This is a genomic window from Paenibacillus sp. FSL P4-0113 (assembly GCF_038009305.1).
In the GTDB taxonomy this organism is placed as follows: domain Bacteria; phylum Bacillota; class Bacilli; order Paenibacillales; family Paenibacillaceae; genus Paenibacillus; species Paenibacillus polymyxa_D.
Map to the genome: position 1 here is coordinate 2,676,221 of NZ_JBBPAZ010000001.1, position 25,324 is coordinate 2,701,544.

Consider the following 25,324-nt stretch of genomic DNA (forward strand, 5'->3'; position numbering starts at 1 on the left):
CATTCAGAGATCATCTTTTTATGCTTAGAAAGGTTCTTATTTGCAGAACAACTATCCCCGCCACTCTTCCCGTAAAAGCCCCATTCGGATCGAATCATAATACTCTCCATCATAATATCTGCACTTGCGAAGCCTGGCTTCGAGGGTCATGCCCAGTTTCTCCCCAACCTTCATCATCCGATGGTTTCCTGACCAGGTTGTAAAGCCCACTCTTACTAGAGGTAATGTATTAAACAAATGCGTGATCCACAGTCGAAGCACCCTCGTACCGTACCCACCGCTCCAATACCGCGAATCAAAGATACCTATCCCCATTTCAAGCCATTGGGAAGGCTGATGCTCCCAATAGTAGCTAACCGATCCAATGACCTTACCCTCCACTTCAATGATCCAAAAGTCATCTTGCCCGATTCGCTTTTCCTTCTCTTTTAAATACTCCTCAAAAGAAAGTGGCTTATGTTCATAATAAGGTGCGTCCCACTGCTTCCATTCCGGTGCTTCTTCCTTAAAAGTTAACGTCCAAAGAGCCGGCAGGTCTTCTTCTGTAACAGGCCTAATCGTTAAATCCTTATCCGTATACATTGAGTACACTCCTTTTATAATAAAATTCGTTCTATCTATATTGGGCCTTATTGGGCTTTATTGTATCTGCTTTTGCATTATTTCGAAATTCTAGTTTTGTCCGTCTTCCAAGCAAAGTCATAATTTAAGTTGACAAACAATCAAAAATAATATATCTTAATATCAAGATAATAAATATAAAGAAAAGTTTTTCGACTGTTTATTTTGTTTAGAAAAACCTAATCATATAAAAACCAAGGAGGATAATGACATGAAACTATTAGGATTGCATCACGTTTCGGCGATTACAGCGGCAGCGGCTAAAAATGTTGATTTTTATACTCAGGTAATGGGACTTCGGTTGATCAAGAAAACGGTGAACCAAGATGATGTTAGTGTGTATCACCTTTTTTACGGAGATGAGCGTGGAACTGCGGGTACAGAAGTCACTTTCTTTGAAATTCCACATGCGGGACAAACTCGTACAGGAAATAACAGCATTTCAGCTCTCTCCCTACGGGTACCAAATGACAAGGCACTGGATTACTGGAAAAACCGCTTCGAGCAGCTGGATGTAAAACATGGCGAAATTACGGATCAAGCAGGACGCCTGGCACTTTCGTTTGAGGATTTTGAAGGACAACGCTTCTTCCTCGTTTCAGATGAGCATGATCACGGAATGCGTGGCGGCACGCCTTGGGAGAAAAGCCCTGTCCCTGCCGAATACGGCATTGTAGGACTTGGGCCCGTTCATCTGACCATTCCCAAAGCGGAGAATACTATTCTCATTCTTGAACAGGTTATGGGCTTCCGCAAAAAGGGCTCCTATCCTTCCCCTGTTGCTGGACAACCGGATGTGGTCATCTATGAAACGGGTGAAGGCGGTACAGGAACTGAGGTGCATCTGGAAGAGCGCAACGATCTGCCACAAGAGCGACCAGGACGCGGCAGTGTGCATCATGTAGCTTTCCGTGTTGAAACCGAGGAAGAGCTCAAACAATGGGTAGAGCGTATTGGTCAGCTGCAAATTTCCAACTCTGGTTTTGTAGATCGCTTTTATTTCCGTTCCTTGTACTTCCGTGAGCCGAACGGCATTCTGTTTGAATTGGCTACCGATGGACCAGGGTTTGACACCGATGAGGAATTGGAGTTTCTGGGCGAATCCCTATCACTGCCTCCATTTTTGGAGTCGCGCCGTGCTTCGATTGAGGCTAATCTCAAACCACTCAACACCAAACATGAATAAGGTATATTTGCTCTAAAATCACACAAAGCCGGGACTCCTACATCATGTAGAGGTTCCCGGCTTTTTTTCGTGCAACCGTCCTGCTTTCACCTAAAAAAACATGTCATCTGCATGCTTTTCAGCTTTAACTGGTAAGCGAAGTGCCCTTATTAGTTATGCTTACAGCTTTTTATCATCCACACTGTTCAGCCATGCTTCGATTTCTCCGATTACTGAGGCAATGCAACCATCTTGGAATGGCGAGATGAGTCCAGCCAGCTCAACCAATCCGGTAAAGGATCGACTTCCCCCAGCACGACACAGCTTCAAATAATCTTCCCACGCTGCTGTCCGGTCGATACTCATGCGTTTCCAGAATTGGAACGCGCACAGTTGCGCGAGTGTATAGTCAATGTAGTAGAACGGAGATTGGAAAATATGCCCCTGTTTGTGCCAGAATCCGCCCTGCTCCAGATACTCGTTGCCTTCATAATCCAGATGCGGTTTATACTTACGTTCAATGGAGCGCCATGCGCTTTTACGTTCGGCTGGGGTCCAATCCGGATGTTCGTATACGGCATGTTGGAATTCATCCACGGCTACGCCGTAAGGAACGAACAGCAACGATGAAGATAGATGTTCAAAGTGATATTTGTCCGTATCTTCCTCGAAGAACAGATTCATCCAGGGCCATGCAAAAAACTCCATGCTCATAGAGTGAATCTCAGCCGCCTCCATCGTTGGCCAATGGTACTCGGGAATTTCAAAATGTCGGCTTTCATAGACCTGGAAGGCATGACCTGCTTCATGCGTCAATACGTCGATATCACCGGACGTACCATTGAAATTGGAGAAAATAAACGGCGTGCCATATTCGCTCAAAAATGTACAATAGCCTCCACTTTGTTTTCCCTTTTTGCTGATCAAATCCATTAATCCACGTTCGATCATAAAGCTGAAAAATTCATGTGTTTCCGCTGAAAGCTCCTCATACATGCGTGCTCCATTACGAAGGATCCACTCCGGGTCACCTTTAGGCGTAGGATTGCCTGACAGGAAGTTGAAGCCTTCATCGTAATAGCGAAGCTGATCTACTCCAATCCGTTCGCGCTGGCGCTCCTTCAGCTTGGTTGCCAAAGGAACGATGTGCTTCAGCACCTGCTCGCGGAAATTGGCTACCATCTCGGCATTGTAATCTGTACGTCCTAAGCGGGCATAGCCCAATTCTACGAAGTTGTCATAGCCCAGCTTGTGTGCCATGCGCGTACGTACCTTGACCAATTCATCATAAATTCGATCCAGCTTGTCCTCATGCTCACTCATAAATTGATATTTAGCCTCGGAGGCCTGTTTGCGTGTCTCCCGGTTGGTAGCCATTTCAAATGGCAGGAGCTGTGACAATGTGCGTTCTTCCCCCTCGAACGGGATCTTCGCTGAAGCAATCAATTGAGCATATTCCGAAGTCAGCTTATTCTCCTGCTGCAAATCCTCAATAATATCCGGATGGAACGACTTGAGGGCTACCTCGGCAATACTGAAAAGCTGGCTGCCCCATAGACTCTCCAACTCGTTGCGGAATGGAGAATCCACCAATGCCCGGTAGTAATCGGTTACATACTCCTGAATAACCGGCATGAAATCATCAGCGTACTCTTGCTCCGCTTTGTAAAAGGCGTCCTCCGTATTAATGGAGTGCCGAACTTCCACCAATTGCAATTGCGTTTCCACGTTACTGCGCAGCTTGTTAATCGCATGAATCACTTCATTTTGACGTTCTACGCTGTCCGCTTCACGAAACTGCTGCAACAGCGTTTTAAACCGCTGTTCAATTTCAGGTTGCTCTGGTCGGCTGTAAGCCATTTGGCTGAATAATGTCATTGCTTCGGTTCCTCCTTAAATGTACTAAATCTGATGCCTATTATACAGTACGATTAGGCCAAACTGGAAGCTGCAATTCCAAAAAAATACAACCTCAAAAGCCGCAATACTATGTATTGCGGCTTTTGAGCCTAATCTAACTTATATATCATAGATGTCGCTGCCTAAAGCAACCTAAATATATATACAGCCTGGTGGGGATTTATAAGCCTCCCCAAAGTCGCAGACCTTCATGCTTTATTGATTTTGCAAACGATGTGCCGCATGCAGGGTTGGACCGACGAATTCATTCAGCTTGAAGCTACCTTCAATGGCCTGTGTAATGAATCTCTTGGCCTGATCCACTGCTTCACGTACAGTCAGCCCTTGTGCCAAACCAGCCGTTACCGCTGCCGAAGTGGTGCAGCCTGCACCGTGGGTAAAGTTTGTTTTTACAACATCGGCTTCAAACCAGTCAAAAGTGATTCCGTCATATAGCAGATCCATCGCTTTACCTGCACGAATTTTGCCACGGTCCTTGATCAGTACATGCTTAGCTCCACGCTCATGGATAATCGCAGCCGCTTCCTGCATCTGCTCCAGTGTCGTGATCGGTCCATTCTTCGCCAGTTGCGAAGCCTCAAACAAGTTCGGTGTTACCAGGTCAGCGCCAGGGATCAACAATTCCAGCATCGCCTCTGTATTTTCCGGCTGAAGCACTTCATCCGTGCCTTTGCAGACCATGACCGGGTCAATTACGATCCGCTTCAAATCATGCTTTTTCAAATGGCTGGCTACCAGCTCGATAATATCAACCGAGCCTAGCATGCCGGTTTTCATCGCATCAAAGCCGATACCTTCCAATACAGTACGCAGCTGCGCTTCTACCACATCCAACGCAACAGGATATACAAGATGGTCCCAGGTTTTAGGCCCCATCGCTACTACGGTTGTCAATACGGTCATACCATATACGCCAAGCTCCTGAAAGGTTTTCAGGTCTGCCTGAATACCCGCTCCACCGCTTGTGTCGGAGCCGGCTATCGTTAATGTTTTGGGAATCGTCATTTGTTCATGCTCTCCTTCACTTTCTGTGCTGCATTTATCCTAATCCCGCTTGCGAAACTTGTCAACGCGCAAAACGGTCCTCTCTATGCTAAAAGTCACAAGCGACGGCAGCAGCTAAAAAACGAGAACATCCCCTTTTGAAACGGGAATATCCTCGCAATAACGTGTTATATGAAGAATTTGAAGGAAATTTAGAATTATAAATATCCGCCGGTACTGTGATCATAGGCATGATTCTTTTCATTTGCACGTACGCCCAGGCATAGGCTCTGATACAATTGCTGCTGTTCCGGTGTAGCAAAATTCCGATGCTGCTCAAATAAAGCCATACAACCAATGATATGTTCGGTATAGCTATTATCAACGGACAGTTGCAAGCAGTGCAGTGTTTGTCCCACTCCCTCGGGGTAATCGCCTTTTCGGAAATAATATTCTGCAAACACCTTACAAAAGGATGCAAAACGAAATGCATTAAAGTGCTTGCGATAATGAGTATCCCATCGTTCCGGTGCAAGCTCCCAGAAGTTCTTGAGTTGCTGACTAAACAGTCCCAGTTCGGCATCCACGAAATAACCGAACCGGTTCGCCGATTCGAGCAAGGTGTTCAAGCCTTCCAATGTCTCATCCGGATGCTCGCGCAGGTAAGTAATATATTCATAGATTGCAGAAGTGTTGCCCATTTTAATTTCAATACAAAGTCGGTTGCCCTGTGCATATACACGATGCAGGTTGACCACTTTCCATCCTTCTTCGTCTAAACCCTCAAACCAGCTCAAATCTGCATAACCTTCAATCCATTGCTTGGATTCCTCATATCTACCCTGAAACTCATAGCAACTGGCCTTGAGTAGATGCCCCTGAGCATAGTAATAAACGAGCGGCTTAAGCAGCTCCAGGTGCTCATCTCCGAAACGGTTCCGATTGCGATACAATGCCTGCGCCAGCTCTCTTAGCTCGTCCGCATACATCTCCATCTCGGACCATTGCATTTTTAAAGCAAACACTTGAGATAGCATATGTAAGCCTTCCAATGCGTAAATTTCCGGTAGACGACTACGGTACAAATGGAATTGTACAGCAGCCTTCAAGTTCCGTTGGCTATCCTTAATCTGAATCTGGAATATACGGAAATAGCTGATCGCCAATCGTTCAGAGTGGGTATACTTCTCACTTTCGATGACACAATCATACAGAAGCATGGAAGCTTCATATCTGCCATCCTCAAACATCGCTTCTGCGGTCTCAAAAATGGCAGGAACGTTCGATAAATCGTCCATCAAATAGGCAAGTACACTGCGTATACACTCCAGCTTGTTCAACTCTGAACAACGCAGGAGAAACGGACGCAACCTCCTCCAGTGCGGCAAGGAATGAATAAAACATTCATCAACATACATCTCGAACAAAGATCCTTCTTCCAATCCCATGGCCTCGGTAATCAGATCAAGCTGATTGACTGAGATCGGCCGTGGTGGGTTCCGATTAAGTATACCGCTAAGTGTACCCGGATTTACCTTGGAAGCATCTGCAAAACATTGCATTGAAATGCCTTCATTTTGAATATACTTTTCTATTTCTGCGCGGATCGTGGTGTTTTTTTCCAAAGGGACACCCCCTCAAACGAATGATGGTGACTTTTTCATTACCTTTTAAACCAAAATTTGTTTAATCAAAGTATATGTCTATTTATACGAGAGGTCAATAACTTTAAACACGACTCAGGACATATAAAATCACGAGTTTTGTACGATTTTAAATCTGTTTTATGAAAAAAGACCGTCCTCTGCGGGACAGTCTATTTCTATTATTTTGATGCTGTGGACTTATAGGACAAAAACTAGTTAGCAGTTCTACCGTGAACGTCCGAAATCGACGGCAAACTTAGCGTACCCTTCTACCGTTAACCCTTCATAAAGCAACTCCGAATAGGCATTAGCGGCATCCGTTGCTTGCGGCGAGGTCAGGAACGTCACATGCGGACGCCCTGACCATGGGGCGAGGGACCAATGGCCGTCAGCTTTTGGCGTCAACGTCTCCATATGCCGCACGTATTCGGTCAGCACATGACGATTCTCATCCGGTGAAGCAAGTATAATTCGCTCTCCACCCGGATTGACCAGCGCAGAGGAAAACGCGCGATAGTTATTCGTAACAACCAGATAATTTCGCTGCATATCCATCGGTTCGCCATCAAAAGACATCTGAATGATTCTGTGTGCATCTGGGTCCTTTAGGCCCCCGTCAGCATCATATCTGGCTGGCTGTGTTACATCAATCTGATACCTGATGCCGTCGATGATATCGAAATTAAAGCTTGGAAAATCAGAATTAATCAGCTCTTGCTCTTGTTCTGCTGAAGGATCAATTTGCCGGAATTGACCAGCAGACCACTCCAGCCATTCCCGAATTTCCGTTCCGGTCAGTCGAACGACATGCAGCGTATTCGGAAAATTGTACAGATCGGCGATATGCTTGATCGCCAACGTCCCCGCCGGAATATCGGTATAGTACGTTGGGCCATATCTGCCGCCTGTTTTAAAAGGAGCTGCTGCCGACAGAACGGGCAATCCTTCGTACTCGCTCCCTTGCATCTGCTGCTTCGCATACCACATTTGCGCATCATTCACGAGCTGAACCGAAGCATCATCCATCACCTGAGCAAAAAAGCTGTTCACCGCCACCGTCGTCTGACCTACAGGTGCACGAATATACTCCAGTGTTCCGGCGTGCTCTTCTGCTACCGACTGCTGAATGGCAGTATCCGGTTGTACTAGCGCCTCCTTGCGTATCGGATCATACACCGTTCGGACCTCGGCAGCAGATGCAACCACCTGCCACTTTCCTCCACTAAAGGTCAGCTCCAGATCAATGATACCCAGATGATCCCCCCAAAAGCCCGGCTCCACGGCTGGAATATCATGGATGGCACCTCGCTCTAGATCAACACCTGTTTTCCCCATAAACGAAGGTCCAGGGAATACTTTATGGGCATGACCAAACACAATGGCGTCGATCCCTTCCACCCTGCTCAGATGCAGCACCGCATTCTCCATATAAGGTGTTTCGAGAATATCTTCGAAGCCAGCATGGGGCATGGCAATGATCAGATCGGCTCCCGCCGCCTTCATTTGCGGAATAAACCGTCTTGCCGTTTCCAGCATATCTTTGACAATGATTTTCCCCTCCAGCCACGCCTTGTCCCATTGCATAATTTGCGGAGGGACAAAGCCGATGACCCCCACCTTCAATAGATGCTTACTGCCTGCTTCATCCTCTACCGTCTTATCCAGCAATAGATAAGGTGTAAAATAATTTCGTTCTTGTTCTCCTGCTATATAAATGTTGGCATTCACATAAGGAAATTTCGCTCCTTGAAGGCAAGTCTGCAAATATTCCAGTCCATAGTTAAATTCATGATTCCCGATATTGCCCACCTCGTACCCAAGCAGATTCATGGCTTTATAGGCGGGATGCACCGCGCTTGGGTCTTGTTGAAGACGTTGTACAGCATAATCCCCCATCGGATTCCCTTGAATCACATCTCCGTTATCCAGCAGCAGGTGATTGGGCACCTCTGCCCGGGCCGTTTGAATCAGGCTGGCAGTTTGCGCCAGACCGTAATGCAGCGTTTCCTGATCTGTATAATAGTCATAATTCCACAAGCTGACATGCAGATCGGTTGTAACCATAATGCGGAACTTCACCCTCACAGGACCTACATTTTCATGGCCTGCCTTTTCGTTAATATCCAAAATATCCAATCTTGTTCTCTCCCTCAGCTTCGGTCATAGAGCTTGAACAAGTCTAACAGAGCACTGTTAAGAGAATGTTAATATGATAAATTTTACATCATTTTTACCAAAGTCAGGAGTGGTTTTTACCCTAGCAGCGGGACTAGCTGTTAAGATTTGGTTTGTCACAGCATTTACAGGTTTTTAATTTTATTTCGTTATTACTATGTTTAGGGGGAAATTATTTTGTTCAAAAAAGCACTGACCTTGTGCATGACCTTCACACTGGCAGCGGGTCTGGCCGCTTGTGGCTCCAATGCAAGCAATAACAACAGCGTGTCCACTCCGGGTACAGATGGCTCTAAAAACGAAAGCACAGCCTATGTTCCTAAGGAGTTAAAGGTACAGTTCGTTCCTTCTCAAAATGCAGATACGCTCGAAGCCAAAGCCAAACCGCTCGAAAATCTACTGGGTGACAAGCTTGGAATCCCGGTGAAAGTAACGGTATCTCCTGACTACAATACAATCGTGGAAGCCATGTCTTCCAAACAGGTAGATGTAGGATTCCTTCCGCCAAATGCTTATGTACTGGCACACGATAACCGTAAAGCAGCCGATTTGCTGTTGCAAGCTCAACGCTACGGCATTGAAGATGCTACAGGCAAGGACACGACTGAAAAAGTAAACTTTTATAAAGCCATGATCGTAGTGAAAAAGGATTCTCCGATTCAAAGTCTAGCTGATCTGAAAGGCAAGAAGGTTGGCTGGCAAAATGTAACCTCCTCCGCAGGCTACGTGTACCCTGCAGCAGAGCTGAAAAAAGCTGGCGTGGACCCGGACACGGATGTGCAGGGTGTGACAATCAAAGGCCACGATGCTGCTATTCTGGCGTTGTTGAACGGTCAGGTTGATGCGGTAGCTGTTTTCCAGGATGCACGTAACACGGTGAAGAAGGAAATCCCGGATGTATTTGAAAAAACTCGCGTCATTCATTACACAGCTAAAATTCCAAATGACACCGTCAGCGTACGTTCTGATATGGATCAAGCGTGGAGAGACAAGATCAGCCAAGCCTTTATTGACATTGCCAAAGACCCAGCAGGCGGCGAAATCATTAAAGAGATTTACACCCATGTAGGTTATGAAAAGGGCGACGATAAAAACTTCGACTCCGTGCGTGAATACGCCGAAGCTGTTGGCCAAGCGGTTAAGTAACCGGAGCAAGCAAGGTACTGTAATGAAGTAACAGCTACGAAACAGGCTTTACGAATGACAGGGCAGCACCGTCCATGTATTCATGGCGGTGTTGTTTTCATTCCACCCCATCGGGGGAGAAAGTTGGGAGCATATGATCGAATTCCGTAACGTATCGAAAACATACCCGAACGGCACCAAAGGGTTGAACCATATTAATTTGACGATTCAGGAGGGAGAAATGGTCGTCATCGTCGGCTTATCCGGTGCAGGTAAGTCTACCCTGCTGCGTTCCATTAACCGACTGCATGACATTACGTCCGGCGATATTGTCGTGGGTGGCAGGTCCGTCACGTCTGCTGGAAGCAGCGAGCTGCGGCGCATTCGCCGTGACATCGGCATGATCTTTCAAAGTTTCAATCTGGTTAAGCGTTCGACGGTGCTCCGCAATGTACTTTCCGGCCGTGTCGGCTATCATTCGACGCTGCGAACCATTCTCGGCCTCTTCCCGAAGGAGGATATCGAACTGGCACTAACAGCGCTGGAGCGCGTGAACATCCGCGAAAAAGCCTACAGCCGGGCAGATGAACTGTCCGGTGGCCAACAGCAGCGCGTATCCATCGCCCGCGCTCTGGCGCAAGAGGCTAAAATCATTCTGGCGGACGAGCCTGTCGCGTCGCTGGATCCGCTGACCACCCGCCAGGTGATGGATGACCTCCAGCGGATCAACCGTGAAATGCAGATTACGACCATCGTCAATCTGCATTTCATTGATCTCGCGCGCGAATATGCAACGCGGATCATCGGATTGCGCGCCGGAGAAGTGGTCTTTGACGGCACACCGAAGGAGGCTACGGATGAGGCCTTTGCGGAGATCTACGGCCGGGCCATCAAGCATGATGAGCTGCTGGGAGTGGGATCATGAAGCCCGACTCTACTGCCCAGCCGCTCTCTTCGACGCAACCGTCACCGCATGCTGGACCGCCGCAGCCAAGTAAGCCGCCCGCAGGGCCACCTTTGCCAGGACGCTATAAGCGTTACGCCACCTGGATGATCTTTATCGTAGTGCTGGTAGCCTGCTCCATTCATACGGATGCCACGCCTTACCAATTGATCGTTGGCTTACCGGAGATGGGCAAATTGCTGGAGGAAATGTTTCCTCCTGATTGGAGTTACTTGCCTACCATCTGGAAACCGATGCTGGAAACGATCCAGATCGCTATTGTCGGCACGACACTGGGAGCCATATTGGCGATCCCTGTCGCGTTGCTGTGTGCCTATAATGTAATGCCGCACAAGCTGATTTCGCTGCCGATGCGCACGATCCTGAATCTAGTACGGACGATTCCCGATTTGCTGTTCGCCTCGATCTTTGTGGCGGTATTCGGCATCGGGCCGTTTGCAGGGATGCTCGCCCTGCTCTTCTTCTCCTTTGGCATTATAGCCAAGCTGACCTTTGAGGCGATTGAAGCCATTGATCCCGGACCACTGGAGGCCATGACTGCTGTTGGGGCGAGCCGCATCCAAGTCATCGCCTTTGGTGTGGTTCCGCAGGCTCTGCCTTATTTTGTGTCGTACTTGCTGTATACCTTTGAGGTCAATGTGCGCGCGGCTTCCGTTCTGGGCCTGGTTGGCGCTGGCGGTATCGGTCTGTTGCTTGACCGTTCTCTGGGGCTGTTCCGATATGATCGGGCAAGCATCATTATTCTACTGACCCTCGTCATCGTCCTTGCGATTGATTACGGCAGTAACCTGCTACGGAGGAAATTATTATGAATGATCCTACGCTTCGCAGACCTATTGGCTCCCGCCTGCGCCTATGGGCGATAGCTATTCTGCTAATCATCATTTATATTTGGGCTTTTCGCGGGATGCAGTTTGAAGGATTACAGGGAACGGCCAAAAGTGTCTCTGTCGCTATATTGGACGGCTTCCTTCATCCCGACTGGTCGTTCGTCTACATTCCTGAGGGAGAGGATTTACTGCGCGGGTTACTGGATACGCTGGTCATTTCAGTGCTCGGAACCTTCGTGTCCGCATTTGTCTGCCTTCCGTTCGCCTTTTGGGCGTCCAGCAATATGACCCGTCTGCGTCCCTTATCGGGTAGCGGGAAATTTGTACTTAGTGTCATCCGGGTATTTCCCGAAATGATCGTCGCCATCTTGTTTATCAAAGCCGTTGGCCCCGGCTCGTTTGCGGGTGTGCTTGCCCTCGGCATTCATTCCATCGGCATGCTGGCGAAGCTTTTCTCGGAAACGATTGAAAGTGTCGATCACGGGCCCCAGGAAGCTTTGATCGCGTGCGGTGCCAACCGTTGGCAGGTGATTTTCTTCGCCGTGCTACCGCAGGTGATTCCACAGTTTCTTTCGTATTCGCTTTACCGTTTTGAAATTAACATCCGTTCTGCTACCACGCTCGGTCTGGTCGGTGCAGGTGGTATCGGTACTCCGCTACTGTTTGCACTCCAAATGCGCAACTGGAACCGCGTAGGCGTTATCTTGCTCGGCATCGTGGTCCTGATCATTTTGACGGATCTGATTTCCGGCTGGCTGCGCAAACGAATCGTATAATTAGAATTCTAAACGCCAAAAAAGCCTCTCCTGTGTAAAAAGGGACATGTTATGCTCCCATTCACTCGGAAGAGGCTTTTGCCGTTCAACATCTCTCTGCCAATTCATCTATGATCCGTCGGACTTCCTCAGCCGTATTGTAAAAATGCGGAGCCACACGGATAACATCCTTTCGTGCTGAAACGATCATATTTTGGCTTCTCAATCGCCTCTCTACAGCCGACACGTCGGCTACTTCAACAGCGAGCAGGCTTGGTAATGTGCCTCCCCTGTAAGGTACACGTATGTGTAACCCTTTGCGCCGTCCATGTTCAACGGAAAAATCCAACAACTCACTCATATAGGCCTGAATACTCGTGACTCCAATCTCCAGCAGCAGCTTTAAGGCCGCATTGGCGGCAAAAATGCTAATGAAAGAAGGCAATCCCGTCTCAAAGCGTCGGGCTCCCGCCGCCGGAACCGGGTGAGCAATATCAAACCGGGAAGCGGGCTCCTGCCCAAGCCAGCCCGTAAGACGGGGCTTGAAGCGGTCTATTCGATCCTTGCTTACATAAAGAAAAGCCACGCCCGGAATTCCAAGCATATATTTGCGTGCTCCAGCGACCAGAATATCTACGCCCATTGCCTTTACATCCACTGGAATAATCCCTACAGACTGATAGGCATCCACAAACAGCAACGCCTGATTTCGGTGAGCTATATCTGCAATGGATTTTAAATCCTGCTGAAATCCGTTGGTATAGTTCACTTGTGACACCATAACGAGCGCAGTTTTCTCCGTAACATGCTCCTCATACTGTTCTATTATCACTTCTCCCTCGATGGAGGGGATACAACAGATGTGATCACGGAACATCTCCTGTGCCTGCCAGATGTGTCCCACTGTCGGGAAGTCGGTGTCCGCATACACAATGCCTTCTTTTCCCGATACATAAGGAAGGGCTGTGGCCACCCCGGCAATCGCCTCAGAGGCTGAGGACAGGACCGCAATTTCGTCAGTCTCCGCCCCGATGAGCTTGGCAAAATGCCCTCTAGCCTCCTCCAAACGTGCCATAGACAGATCACCGTTATGACCGTGTTGCAGCAAACTTCGATGATATTCCTCAATGGCAGCGGAAACCGGCCTCGATACGGCCCCTTGGGAACAGCTCCCTACATGGATATGTGAGGACAGCACTGGAAACAGCTGACGGTAGGACTGAAACGGATGTTTCATTTTTCCCTTCGCTCCTCCTGGGCACACCAACGTGCCTTGATATGATCATTTTATTATCCATATCAGCCACCTTAGAACAAGGGCCTCTCTTCCCATCTTCTCGCCGTTAACAGACGATAGACGCAAAGAGAGGCCCTAAGGGATCATATACAAAATCATAAGTTAATGCACGCGTTTGCGTCCAAACCAGCTTTTAAGCACCAAGGTTGCCAGAGCAAGTAATAATAATAACGAGGCCACCGCAAAAGATGCCGAGAACTGATATTCGTTATACAAAATTTCCACATGCAGCGGCAGTGTGTTCGTCTCTCCCCGGATATGTCCAGAGACGACGGACACTGCACCAAACTCACCCATGGCTCGCGCATTACACAAAATGATGCCATACAGCAGACCCCACTTGATGTTCGGCAGCGTCACTTTCCAGAAAATGCGCCAACCGCGCGCGCCCAGCGTGACCGCCGCTTCTTCCTCTTGCTGTCCCTGATCTTCCATCATTGGAATGAGTTCTCGCGCCACAAATGGAAAGGTGATGAACAGCGTCGCTAAAATAATACCAGGCAAAGCAAATATAATTTTAATATCATGCTCGTCCAGCCACGGTCCAAGCCAGCCCTGTGCACCAAACACTAATACATACATCAGCCCTCCAACGACAGGAGAGATGGCAAAGGGTAAATCAATCAAGGTGACCAGTAAGCCTTTGCCGCGAAATTGAAATTTCGTGATCAGCCAAGCGGCAGCTACACCAAATACCGTATTCAGCGGTACCGTTATCGCTGCCACCAGCAGCGTCAACCGCAATGCAGACATGGCATCTGGGTCCCGTAACGCTTCGACGTAGACGCCCCATCCTTGCTTGAGCGCTTCGGTAAGCACGACGATTAGCGGCAATACCAGTACCCAGAGCAAAGCTAAAAAAGCAGCACCAATCAGCGTCCACTTCACCCAAGGGGCTTCGGTTGTGACCCTGTTGGGCGGTGCAGATGAAGGCACTGGTGCAGAAGCAAGCTCCTGCCCAGTTATTGCTTGTGACATGGTGTATCCCTCCTTAGAACGCGGGTATTATGCGCAGCCCTGCATATTAACGTTAAACAATTATATTAACAGTTGCGTTTAGGCAGTTACGTTAAACTGCACGGCGCCGTGACCAGCGCTGAATGCTGTTAATCACGAATAACAGCACGAATGAAATCACCAACAGCATCAATGCTACCGCCGTAGCTCCTGCATAGTCATTTTGCTCCAGCTTGGACATTATGAGCAGTGGAGCAATTTCCGTCTTCATCGGCATATTGCCAGAAATGAAGACGACAGAGCCGTACTCGCCAATGCCACGGGCAAAGGCGAGCGCAAAACCCGTCAGCAGCGGTGGTACCAGCTCCGGCACAATAACGCTGCAGAAGATACGCCATCTGCCAGCTCCCAGCGTAGCAGCGACCTCCTCCTCGTCCTTGTCCAGTTCCTCCAGCACCGGCTGAACTGTCCGTACGACAAACGGAATGCCAATAAACATCAATGCTAGCGTAATCCCCGTCTGTGAGTACGCCATCCTCCATCCAAGCGGTTCGAACAACGAACCGATCCAGCCGTTCTGCGCATATAGGGCAGTTAGAGCAACCCCCGCTACCGCAGTAGGCAAAGCAAAGGGCAGATCAATCACCGCATCAAAAATTCGTTTCCCCGGAAATTCATAACGCACCAGCACCCAGGCTATCAATAAACCGAGAAACAGGTCGATCAGCGCCGCAGCCGCGGCACACAAAAAGCTAACCTTGTAGGAAGCCAGCACCCTGACATCAGTCGCCACGTCCCAAAATTTCTCCCACGTCAGTCCAGTTGAATTCAGAAGCAGTGCCGATAAAGGCACCAGCACCACCAGACTGAGATACAGCACACTATAACCCATTGTTAACCCGAACCCGGGAAGTACGCGTTTTCGAGTGGCTTGCACTTGACTCATGTTCTGTCCATCCCTCTCTGAATTCATTCACTATGACACTCGCGGATACCAATCCAATCGTCTACACAGTCCACCTATTTTATGAACTGCCGGGTACATAAATCTGGTCAAAAATGCCTTTGTCGCTGAAATGCTTCTGCTGCGTCTCCTTCCATGTCCCGAATACATCCTTCAAGGTTACGAGCTCCAATTTAGGAAATTGATCCTTGAACTTTGCCGTCACACTCTTCAATGTTGGGCGATAATAATTTTCAGCAGCAATGGTCTGCCCTTCTTCACTGTACAAATATTTCAGGTACGCGTCCGCTACCTCGCGTGTACCTTTTTTATCTACCACCTTATCGACTATTGCTACCGGAGGTTCAGCTAATATACTGATCGACGGATATACGATATCGAATTTATCCGCACCCAGCTCCTTCACCGAGAGCAGTGCTTCATTTTCCCATGCAATCAGCACATCGCCAATTCCACGCTCTACGAAAGTCGTTGTCGCTCCACGTGCTCCGCTATCCAATACCGGCACATGCTTATACAGCTCCTGTACAAACTGCTGGGCCTTGGCTTCATCATTATTGTTCTTCTTGAGCGCATAAGCCCAGGCTGCAAGATAGTTCCAACGTGCTCCACCCGAAGTTTTAGGATTCGGTGTAATGACTTGCACATCGCCACGGATTAAATCGTCCCAGTCCTTAATCCCTTTCGGGTTCCCTTTGCGTACCAATAACACGATGGTTGAAGTGTACGGGGCGCTGTTATGCTCATATTTACTTTGCCATCCCTCTTGAACGAGTCCTTTTTCCTGTAGCGCATCAATATCATAGCCCAGAGCCAGAGTGACCACGTCCGCATCCAGCCCGTCCTGCACAGAACGACTTTGCTTGCCAGATCCTCCGTGAGATTGCTTAATCGTAACCTTCTGTCCTTTCTCCTTCTCCCAATGGGCGGCAAATGCTTTATTATATGCCTCATACAGCTCACGGGTCGGATCATAAGAAACATTGAGCAACTCCACGGCAGCAGAGCTACCATCCGCCTCCGTCCCTCCCTTGCTTGCCCCGCAAGCGCTTAGCATCATCGTTAAAACCAAAGATAGTCCGAGAATAAGTCCACTTTTCCATTGCCTCTTCATCAAGACACCCCGAATTCTATGTAATTTGTATTCATTTACGCCTGTTATTTACAGACATAATTAAAAAAAGAGCGGAGAATTCCCTGATGCAGCCCTGTTAGGTCAAACCTGTCGTGTGGACAGTGTCTGCCTGCTGTTCCTAGAGGTTCTCCGCCAAAATGGCGAGATCAAACTTTAATTCTTTAATTCCTACCTGTTTAATGAGTTATACGGATATAATACGAGAGTTTAGGAGTGATGTCAAACCTTTTTTTGGTATGCATTATCTGTACTTTTCTTTCTTTAAGGGGGGCAGTCAGAAACATTGTATATGTTTCCGACCGTTTAGAGGTCATTTACACACGGGGTACGACTTAGTTGGCAACCGTTTCAAGATTAATCGAAAAGACTCCAAAAAGCTTCGGATTGTCCGTAGCCCTTCTCAACCACAGTTCACCTGATCCCACCATGACTCCCTGATAATTAACAAACAAATCATCTGTCTTTTGATTCACAAGCGCCTCGCGAATCGCGTCCGTAAAAATCTGATCATACTTGGCAATAAAATCTTTCTTATTCGGAATCGTTAACGACTTTTCACTATCATTAACACGCAGAGGGTACAAAATATAATCGGCCACTTTCTCCTTGTCATTGTCGGCAACTGCCTTCTGCAGCGCTTTGAACGTGTTCAAAAACGCTTTAGGATCTTGAATACCTGCTACCTCAAATGGATTTTGCGATGGATTGGAGGCTGCCGGAGAAGAAGAAGTATCCGATGAAGCAGCTGGAGCCGAAGGAGCTAACTTTTGTGCATCAGTATCGCTGTTTTCTGCACTCTCGCTCTCTTTCGCTGCTTTGTCATTTTGGGCTGAACCGCTACGATTACCACCGGCTCCATTCTCGATCACGCTTGTACTGCTTCCAGTATCAATGGTTTCAGCATTCTTATCCTGACCACAGCCAGTAAGTGCTACAAAAGTAAGTGTAAGTAAAATAGCTGTGAGTGACAGCCTCCGTGACATCTTTTGATTACCGAATTCATGGTTTATGGGCACAACGGGTCATCCTTTCTGCTTTCTGCTCTGACCTATTCTGTTCATTAAGTCTTCAACCGTTCTATTGTAACATAAGTAGACTAATGACCGCATGTCGTGCCCTTTCTGGAAGGAGCTTACAGTGTGATATAGGCGAAGGTTTTAACGCTTCCTTGCGATCCATCGTCCGTACTTACTTTCAAAATCAGCTCTTTTAAGGAGTCATTTGCTGCTTCATCCTGCCCTTCTGGCTTTACAAACAGCAGATCATGGCGTTCTCCTGGCTGCAACGTTCGACTGGAAAATCCGCTCGTTGTACCTTGCAAGTCCGATCCATTCGAACTGTTGAGCTTGTATTGTATGGGCTGCTTTCCAACATTCTTGATACTGATGTACAGCTTGCGCCCCTCTTCAAATTTAAAGTTCGTTCCGCCTTGTCCTTCAAAATGCATTCTTTGATCATGTACGATACGCTTCGCTGCGCTCCCATTCTCACTCTGTGCACTTAACGGAGCAGCCGAGTGCGCCTGACTCACCGATGATGTACTATGCATGGTAGTCGATATATTGGCAAGAGTGACATAACCCACGATTGCCCCGGCAACCCCAACCCAAACCCACTTCTCCACCATTTGATTTCCTCCTTCGTAAAAAAAGCCGAACTCATATCTATTATGAGTCCGGCTGTCATTTTTTTCAAACTTGATCAAAGGCACCCAAACGCAAGCGCTCCATCATATATTTCGTATTCCGTAATCATAGCTTATACGTTCAACGTGTTATGGGACTTTTTCTTATCCAATACAATATACGTCACAAATATAATTAGATAAGCCGCAATCAGCAAAGTGGAGAACAAATACATTGTTTTATAAGAGGTTAATCCAGCAACCATCCCCAGAACCAAAGAGCCTCCTCCAATGCCCAAATCGAAGAAATTATAAAAGGAGCCTACAGCGTCCTCTCGCTCATCTTCTCCGACCACACTGATTGCCCAAGCCTGCAAAGCTGGGAAAATGGCTCCAAAGCTCAAACCATACATCACAGCAGCAATCAAAAATTGTAACTCGGTCCGCGATGAGGCCACCATAACGATGGCGGCGATAAGCACAATCCCTGCAGGAATCAGGATATAAGCTGGGCCTTTGGTATCGAAAATTCTACCTGACACCAGTCGGACGAGGAAGCTTGCCATAGCCACAGTAAAGAAGAACCATGCTGCATTGGTAAAGCCCTGCTCCTTGGCAAATAAAGCCACGAAAGACATCACTCCACCTGCCACCACGCCAACCAGCAACGCAAGACAGGATTGCAGCAGCACTCTTTTTTCAAATAATTTAAAAGGAACCTTCTTTTTGCCCTGCACTGTATCCGCCGACATAGGTTTCGGAGCACGGCGACGAACCAATACGCTCATCACGAGCGACAACAGTAGAATTATAGCTCCCGTGGAAAACAGTCCGTTAAAACCTGATGCGTGAAGCATCCATATACCAATCAGTGGCCCCACTGAAATCGCTACGGTTTCACCTACGCCAAAGTAGCCCATTCCTTCCCCCATACGATGAGGCGGCAAATCATCTGAGGCTGAGGTAGCATACAACGTGCTCGCAATGCCGAATCCAAAGCCATGTACCAGCCGAAATACTAACAGCAGTACCAAACTACTGGAAAGCATGTAGCTTCCCGTTGCCAGCATACAAATCACAACTCCGATAATCAGAACATACTTCTTGTCCAAGAGCTGGATCAGCGTACCTGAAAATGGACGAATCAATATAGCAGAACACATAAACACGCCAGTCACCAATCCAATCTGGGATGGGCTGCCGCCAAGACTTTCCACAAACAGCGGCAGCGTAGGCATAAGCATTTCGAATGCCATGAACAATAAAGCGTTGGATATCATCAAAAAAATAAAGTTTCTGGACCAAAAGCTTTCTTTCACAGACACTGTTCTCTTCCCCCAATACAATCATGTTTACTTCGACTGCTCAGTTGTTCAGGCCCGAATCAAGCCATGCCAGTAAATATCCCAAGAGCTTTCCAGACGCAGATCAAAACCGTCGGTGCCGTTGTACACCAGTTCTACCAGCATGCCTTCAATCAAATTCATATAGGCTGTCGCGGCAGATTGAGCTGGAACACGAAGTTTAACCGATGTTTCAGTTGCCAGTCGCCCGTGTACCAAGCTGGTTTTATGCTGTACGTAGCGTGTGACCAAAGCCTGAACCTGGCTTTCCAGTGCAGATGGAATCAGAAAGCCGATATACAGAATCAGACGCAAATTCATAGCACTCTCATAGCGTTCCTTAAATTCAACGATTAGTCCGCGCAGGACAACTTCAAGTGATTGTTCGGATTGATCTTGAAAATAACGATCCAGTTCCAAAATCTCTTGATCCACCGCATCCTTAAATATGTCTAAAAACAAATCATCTTTGCTTTTAAAATGAGCATAAATGGACTGCTTTTTAATCCCTACCTCATCAGCTATCAGTTGCAGAGAGGACGCATCGTATCCCTTTTTCGCAAATTGCTGCAAGCTAACTGTTTTAATTTTCTGTAGTGTCATGCTTTTCCTCCAATACCTTACGAACGGTCGTCAGTTTATGGGTTCAGTATATTACCCTCACTTGAAATTGACAACCCCATTTTTAAATTCTGCCGTTCAATTGTCTGAGAACGAGGACAACAGAAAAGCCGGAAGCACCCTAAACTTAGGGCCTCCGGCTTCATATGCATGCTACTAATACGACTTTATGAATAGGGCTTATCGCTTACTCTGTCACTGTTCCGTAGATTAGCACTGGCGCTTCCGCATGATCCGCAATACGGATGTTCGCGTAGATTTTCTCCAGTACTTGAGCTACATCTTCACGGTTCGCATGGATGGTAACCAGTGAATCGCCTTTTTGAACAGCATCCCCGACCTTTTTGTTCAGCATCAAGCCGACAGCCAGATCAATCTCGGATTCTTTGGTCGCACGTCCTGCTCCAAGCAACATCGCTGCGGTACCGATTTCGTCAGCCACGATTTCAGCTACCACACCGTCCTGCTTCGCAGGCACCTCAATAAGATACTGTGCTTGCGGCAAGCGTTCAGGATGATCCACTACAGAAGCGTCACCGCCCTGATTCGCAATAAACTCTTTGAATTTTTCCAGTGCTTTGCCATTACGAATGACTTCTTTGAGCTTCTCTTCGGCGTTATCGAGGGAATCTGCCTTCCCTGCCAAAAATACCATCTGACTGCCCAAAGCCATGCACAGTTCTTCCAGATCTTTGGGTCCTTCGCCGCGCAGCGTATCAATTGCTTCTTTCACTTCCAGTGAGTTCCCGATGGCCAGACCCAGCGGCTGACTCATATCGGAAATGACTGCCATCGTTTTGCGACCCACATTGTTACCGATGCTCACCATGGCATGTGCCAGTGCTTTGGCATCATCTACAGTTTTCATAAATGCGCCTGCACCTGTTTTTACATCGAGCACGATGGCATCGGAGCCAGCAGCGATTTTCTTACTCATAATCGAACTGGCAATCAGTGGAATCGAGTTGACCGTCGCCGTAACGTCACGCAAGGCATACAATTTTTTATCCGCAGGTGTCAGGTTACCGCTTTGTCCGATGACCGCAATTTTGCTGCGATTCACCAAATCCACAAATTCGTCCTTGCTGATTTCGACGTGGAAGCCTGCAATAGCTTCCAATTTGTCGATCGTTCCTCCGGTATGTCCGAGGCCGCGTCCTGACATTTTGGCTACCGGAATGTCCAAGGCCGCTACGAGCGGAGCCAGTACCAGCGTTGTCGTATCACCCACGCCGCCAGTAGAATGCTTATCGACCTTTACACCTTCAATCGCGGACAGATCAATGGTATCACCCGAATGAACCATCGCCATCGTCAGATCAGCGCGTTCGCGTTCAGTCATATCTTTGAAGAAAATGGACATCGCCAATGCACTGACTTGATAATCGGGAATTTCACCCTGAGTGTAGCCTTGGATAATAAAATTAATTTCCTCCGTACTCAGTTCTTTTCCGTCACGTTTTTTCTCAATCAAGTCTACCATTCTCATATGTCATTTCTCCTCACTGTGCGTATGATCGTTTACAGAGATACTGCTGTATCCAGTGCAACTTCCATCATTTCTTTAAAGGTCGTTTGCCGTTCTTCTGCGGTCGTTTCTTCCCCCGTCAGCAAATGATCGCTTACCGTCAGAATCGTCAGTGCGTTTACGCCAAACTTGGCTGCGAGCGTGTATAAAGCTGAAGTTTCCATCTCTACACCCAGCACGCCGTATTCCATCAGCTTTTGTACCACTGATTTATCATCACGGTAGAAGCTGTCTGAGCTGAATACATTGCCGACATGCATGTTCAAGCCTTTGGCAACACCACGATCATAAGCGCCCTTCAATAGATCGAAGCTGGCAATCGGCGAGTAGTCGTAGCCACCAAAAATATGGCGATTCATACCGGAATCCGTACAGGATGCTTGTGCCAAAATGACGTCACGAACGTGCACATGCTCCTTCATTCCGCCGCATGTACCCACGCGGAACAGGTTTTTCACACCGTATTCGCTAATCAGTTCGTTGACATAAATACTGATAGACGGCAGCCCCATCCCAGTTCCCTGTACAGATAGGCGTTTGCCTTGGTACGTACCCGTGAATCCGAGCATTCCGCGCACCTCGTTGTAGCAGGTCACGTCCTCCAGATATGTTTCAGCAATAAATTTTGCCCGTAGCGGGTCTCCTGGCAGCAAAATCGTTTCTGCAATCTCTCCAGGTTTGGCTCCAATGTGTACACTCATGTTTTTATTCCTCCGTCCCATTTGTCCGTGCTTGTATCGTTATTTATACCGTTACATTAATCTTTGTAATCTTGCTTGACTCTTGCGGGCCCTGGATTACTGAAGCTCTGCCAAAAAGCTCGTTCCGTGTTTAGGCAGTTTCACACCAAAGTTATCCGCTACAGTCGCTCCAATATCAGCAAAGGTTATACGAACCGCAAGTTCCTTGCCCCCAGCTGTAAAACGCGGGGAATATGCCAGCAAAGGTACATATTCGCGGGTGTGATCCGTTCCCCGATACGTCGGATCATTCCCATGGTCTGCAGTGATGATCAGCAGATCGTCATCGGTCATTTTAGCAAAAACCTCTGGCAAACGCGCATCGTAATCGTCCAAAGCTTGACCATATCCCTGTGGATCACGACGGTGACCGTACACAGCGTCAAAGTCCACCAAATTCAGAAAGCTTAATCCGGTGAAATCCTCGTCGAGCGTGGCCACCAGCTTATCCATGCCGTCCATATTGGACACCGTACGCACCGCCTTCGTTACACCCTCGCCGTCATAAATGTCAGAGATTTTACCCAAGGCGATCACATCCAGGCCTGCATCCTTCAGCTCGTTCATTGTAGTGCGACCAAATGGTTTGAGCGCGTAATCATGTCGATTAGAGGTACGAGAGAAATTCCCTGCCTCACCTACGAACGGACGGGCAATAATGCGACCCAGCATGTACGGATCTTCCAGCGTGATTTTACGGCAGAACTCGCAAATCTCATAGAGCTCCTTCAAAGGTACAACTTCCTCATGCGCCGCAATTTGCAGCACAGAGTCCGCCGAGGTATAGATGATGAGCGCTCCAGTTTTCACGTGTTCTTCGCCCAGCTCATCAATGATTTCCGTGCCGCTAGCAGGCTTATTGCCAATCACTTTGCGACCTGTGTGCTCCTCAATGCGTTGAATCAGCTCATCCGGGAACCCATCAGGAAATACACGGAAAGGAACTGCAATATTCAAACCCATGATTTCCCAATGACCCGTCATCGTATCCTTGCCATTGGACGCTTCCTGCATTTTGGTGTAATACGCGAGTGGCTTATCGGCCACTGGTATCCCTTCTATGGAACGAATGTTGGACAGACCGAGCTTGCCCATATTCGGCATCTTCAGGCCGCCACGTTCGCGCGCAATATGACCGAGTGTATCTACATCGTAATCATCAAACTGGGCAGCATCCGGCGCTTCGCCGATACCAACCGAGTCCATAACCACCAAGTGAATCCGTTTGAATTTAGACATTATAAAAATCCTTTCCTGACTCGCTGTTTTTTTCTACAAAAACAACCCTGCAATCGTTGCCGACAGCACGCTAACCAGCGTTGCCCCGTACAACAGCTTCAGACCAAAGCGGGCCACCACATTTCCCTGTTTTTCATGCAGACCCTTCACAGCCCCGGAAATGATACCGATGGATGAGAAGTTAGCAAAGGATACGAGGAATACCGATACGATCCCGACCGTGCGCTCCGACAAGCCTGTTTGCTTGGTCAGATCCAGCATAGCCACAAATTCGTTGGATACGAGTTTGGTAGCCATAATGCTGCCCGCCTGAACGGCTTCGTTCCACGGAATACCCATGACAAAAGCGAAAGGCGCAAACACATATCCAAGCAACGCCTGAAAGCTGATTCCAAACAACCAGGAGAAAATCCCGTTAACCATGGCAATCAGCGCCACAAAACCGATCAGCATCGCAGCTACCGTAATCGCAACCTTGAAACCGTCCATAATATACTCCCCGAGCATTTCGAAGAAGGACTGCTTCTCTTCCTCCTGAACCTCCAGTAAATCGTCTTCCTTCTCAATCTTGTACGGATTAATAATAGAAGCGATAATGAAGCCGCCGAACAGGTTCAATACCAAAGCTGTGACCACATATTTGGGGTTTAACATTTGCATGTAAGCTCCCACAATCGACATGGACACCGTAGACATCGCAGACGCACACAGCGTATACAACCGATGTTTTGGCAGCAGACCAATTTGCTTCTTAACGGAAATAAACACCTCGGATTGACCCAAGATAGCCGAAGCTACAGCGTTGTAGGATTCCAGTTTACCCATTCCGTTTACTTTGCTCAAGACAAGCCCGATATATTTAATAATAAAAGGCAACACTTTTACATATTGCAATATACCAATCAGCGCGGATATGAACACGATTGGCAGCAGTACACCGATAAAGAACGGTGCTGCTCCTTCATTCGCAATTCCGCCAAATACAAAGTTAATCCCTTCCATAGCATAATCAATCAGACTTTTAAACCCTTTTGCAAAACCTTTGACTAGAATTTCGCCAATACCTGTGTGGAGCAATACAAAAGCTAGCGCCGCCTGCAACACAACCATAACCACCAGCGGACGATACCTGATTTTACGTTTGTCACTACTGGCAACGTAAGTAAGTGCAAAAACAACGAGCAGTCCCACCAGAGCGATTACATATTTCATTTAATTTCCCCCTTATTACATTAAGCGCTTACATTCCCCATAAAAAGAACGCGCCCCAAAGAGGCATTCTTTTTTTTATTTCCCCAGATCCGCAGGTCGAAAGGCACCCGGCAGTAATTGATCCACCGTCCACTCTTCCGTGTTGCCATGAAGGTTTGTCAGATAAATTTTGGTATCTTGATGAGCAAATTCGGAAATGACCTGACGACAGGCCCCACATGGAGACACAGGCCCTTCCGTATCAGCTACAACCGCAATCGAATCAATTTTCCGGCAGCCTTCGGATACCATTTTAAAAATCGCTGTCCGCTCTGCACAATTGCATAAGCCGTAGGAGGCATTTTCCACATTACATCCGTGATAAATCGTGCCATCGCTTCCGAGAACCGCAGCACCCACCTGAAAATTCGAATACGGAACATACGCCTGTTTACGCGCCTCAAGCGCTTTCTGAATCAATTGATCCTTCATTGCGAATC

23 protein-coding genes are annotated in these 25,324 nt (G+C 47.8%); 5 read left to right on the forward strand and 18 right to left on the reverse strand.

Going from position 1 to position 25,324, the window contains the following annotated elements:
* Positions 1-51 precede the first annotated feature (51 nt).
* The gene (locus MKX46_RS11435) at positions 52-582 is read right to left on the reverse strand and encodes a GNAT family N-acetyltransferase (RefSeq protein ID WP_029519285.1); all 531 of its coding nucleotides are present in this window, start codon (positions 580-582) and stop codon (positions 52-54) included.
* 250 nt (positions 583-832) lie between these two features.
* Between MKX46_RS11435 and MKX46_RS11440 the strand changes: the two genes are divergently transcribed.
* Positions 833-1,807: a ring-cleaving dioxygenase gene (locus MKX46_RS11440; protein WP_029519287.1), complete on the forward strand. Its 975-nt coding sequence runs from the start codon at positions 833-835 to the stop codon at positions 1,805-1,807.
* Positions 1,808-1,966: 159 nt separating this feature from the next.
* Here MKX46_RS11440 and MKX46_RS11445 read toward each other — a convergent pair whose 3' ends face one another.
* The 4 genes from MKX46_RS11445 to MKX46_RS11460 all read right to left on the reverse strand — a co-directional run bounded on the left by MKX46_RS11445 (position 1,967) and on the right by MKX46_RS11460 (position 8,472).
* Positions 1,967-3,664, reverse strand: coding sequence for a M3 family oligoendopeptidase (locus MKX46_RS11445; protein ID WP_341071247.1), 1,698 nt, complete (start codon positions 3,662-3,664; stop codon positions 1,967-1,969).
* 237 nt (positions 3,665-3,901) lie between these two features.
* Positions 3,902-4,711, reverse strand: coding sequence for a bifunctional hydroxymethylpyrimidine kinase/phosphomethylpyrimidine kinase (gene thiD / locus MKX46_RS11450; protein WP_341071248.1), 810 nt, complete (start codon positions 4,709-4,711; stop codon positions 3,902-3,904).
* Between the two features lie 197 nt (positions 4,712-4,908).
* Complete coding sequence (locus MKX46_RS11455; RefSeq protein ID WP_341071249.1) at positions 4,909-6,315, reverse strand: DNA-binding protein; 1,407 nt, start codon at positions 6,313-6,315, stop codon at positions 4,909-4,911.
* 246 nt (positions 6,316-6,561) lie between these two features.
* Positions 6,562-8,472 carry a bifunctional 2',3'-cyclic-nucleotide 2'-phosphodiesterase/3'-nucleotidase gene (locus tag MKX46_RS11460; protein WP_069011954.1) on the reverse strand — a complete coding sequence of 637 codons (1,911 nt, stop codon included), beginning with the start codon at positions 8,470-8,472 and terminating at the stop codon, positions 6,562-6,564.
* Between the two features lie 216 nt (positions 8,473-8,688).
* Between MKX46_RS11460 and MKX46_RS11465 the strand changes: the two genes are divergently transcribed.
* The 4 genes from MKX46_RS11465 to phnE (MKX46_RS11480) all read left to right on the forward strand — a co-directional run bounded on the left by MKX46_RS11465 (position 8,689) and on the right by phnE (MKX46_RS11480) (position 12,206).
* Complete coding sequence (locus tag MKX46_RS11465) at positions 8,689-9,657, forward strand: phosphate/phosphite/phosphonate ABC transporter substrate-binding protein (protein WP_069011952.1); 969 nt, start codon at positions 8,689-8,691, stop codon at positions 9,655-9,657.
* Positions 9,658-9,790: 133 nt separating this feature from the next.
* Positions 9,791-10,561, forward strand: coding sequence for a phosphonate ABC transporter ATP-binding protein (gene phnC / locus MKX46_RS11470; RefSeq protein WP_341071250.1), 771 nt, complete (start codon positions 9,791-9,793; stop codon positions 10,559-10,561).
* Positions 10,558-11,412, forward strand: coding sequence for a phosphonate ABC transporter, permease protein PhnE (phnE, locus tag MKX46_RS11475; protein WP_341071251.1), 855 nt, complete (start codon positions 10,558-10,560; stop codon positions 11,410-11,412). The genes phnC and phnE (MKX46_RS11475) overlap by 4 nt, the downstream gene beginning before the upstream one ends.
* Positions 11,409-12,206: a phosphonate ABC transporter, permease protein PhnE gene (gene phnE, locus MKX46_RS11480; protein ID WP_013312028.1), complete on the forward strand. Its 798-nt coding sequence runs from the start codon at positions 11,409-11,411 to the stop codon at positions 12,204-12,206. Before phnE (MKX46_RS11475) ends, phnE (MKX46_RS11480) begins: the two co-directional genes overlap by 4 nt.
* A gap of 85 nt (positions 12,207-12,291) precedes the next feature.
* On the opposite strand, the gene MKX46_RS11485 is transcribed toward phnE (MKX46_RS11480), so the two are convergent.
* The 13 genes from MKX46_RS11485 to MKX46_RS11545 form a co-directional block, all read right to left on the reverse strand.
* Positions 12,292-13,422 (reverse strand): aminotransferase class V-fold PLP-dependent enzyme, encoded by a 1,131-nt coding sequence (locus tag MKX46_RS11485; protein WP_340956916.1) that lies wholly within the window; start codon positions 13,420-13,422, stop codon positions 12,292-12,294.
* Positions 13,423-13,584: 162 nt separating this feature from the next.
* On the reverse strand, positions 13,585-14,460 hold the full coding sequence (gene cysW / locus MKX46_RS11490; protein WP_069011947.1) for a sulfate ABC transporter permease subunit CysW: 876 nt from the start codon (positions 14,458-14,460) through the stop codon (positions 13,585-13,587).
* Between the two features lie 91 nt (positions 14,461-14,551).
* Entirely contained in the window at positions 14,552-15,385 is an 834-nt protein-coding gene (gene cysT, locus MKX46_RS11495) for a sulfate ABC transporter permease subunit CysT (RefSeq protein WP_103048302.1), read from the reverse strand.
* 79 nt (positions 15,386-15,464) lie between these two features.
* Complete coding sequence (locus MKX46_RS11500; protein ID WP_341071252.1) at positions 15,465-16,517, reverse strand: sulfate ABC transporter substrate-binding protein; 1,053 nt, start codon at positions 16,515-16,517, stop codon at positions 15,465-15,467.
* Positions 16,518-16,870: 353 nt separating this feature from the next.
* Complete coding sequence (locus MKX46_RS11505) at positions 16,871-17,554, reverse strand: hypothetical protein (RefSeq protein WP_029519308.1); 684 nt, start codon at positions 17,552-17,554, stop codon at positions 16,871-16,873.
* Between the two features lie 116 nt (positions 17,555-17,670).
* The gene (locus tag MKX46_RS11510; RefSeq protein ID WP_029519310.1) at positions 17,671-18,165 is read right to left on the reverse strand and encodes a hypothetical protein; all 495 of its coding nucleotides are present in this window, start codon (positions 18,163-18,165) and stop codon (positions 17,671-17,673) included.
* 131 nt (positions 18,166-18,296) lie between these two features.
* A complete protein-coding gene (locus MKX46_RS11515) occupies positions 18,297-19,487 on the reverse strand; it encodes an MFS transporter (RefSeq protein ID WP_029519316.1) in 1,191 nt (396 codons plus the stop codon).
* Between the two features lie 48 nt (positions 19,488-19,535).
* Positions 19,536-20,108, reverse strand: coding sequence for a TetR/AcrR family transcriptional regulator (locus MKX46_RS11520; protein WP_029519317.1), 573 nt, complete (start codon positions 20,106-20,108; stop codon positions 19,536-19,538).
* Between the two features lie 205 nt (positions 20,109-20,313).
* Entirely contained in the window at positions 20,314-21,615 is a 1,302-nt protein-coding gene (locus MKX46_RS11525) for a pyrimidine-nucleoside phosphorylase (protein WP_029519318.1), read from the reverse strand.
* A 32-nt stretch (positions 21,616-21,647) separates the two neighbouring features.
* On the reverse strand, positions 21,648-22,355 hold the full coding sequence (deoD, locus tag MKX46_RS11530) for a purine-nucleoside phosphorylase (RefSeq protein ID WP_013312036.1): 708 nt from the start codon (positions 22,353-22,355) through the stop codon (positions 21,648-21,650).
* A gap of 96 nt (positions 22,356-22,451) precedes the next feature.
* The gene (gene deoB / locus MKX46_RS11535) at positions 22,452-23,633 is read right to left on the reverse strand and encodes a phosphopentomutase (protein WP_029519320.1); all 1,182 of its coding nucleotides are present in this window, start codon (positions 23,631-23,633) and stop codon (positions 22,452-22,454) included.
* A 33-nt stretch (positions 23,634-23,666) separates the two neighbouring features.
* Positions 23,667-24,845 carry a NupC/NupG family nucleoside CNT transporter gene (locus MKX46_RS11540; protein WP_029519321.1) on the reverse strand — a complete coding sequence of 393 codons (1,179 nt, stop codon included), beginning with the start codon at positions 24,843-24,845 and terminating at the stop codon, positions 23,667-23,669.
* Between the two features lie 75 nt (positions 24,846-24,920).
* On the reverse strand, positions 24,921-25,316 hold the full coding sequence (locus MKX46_RS11545) for a cytidine deaminase (protein WP_029519322.1): 396 nt from the start codon (positions 25,314-25,316) through the stop codon (positions 24,921-24,923).
* Between the last annotated feature and the right edge of the window lie 8 nt (positions 25,317-25,324).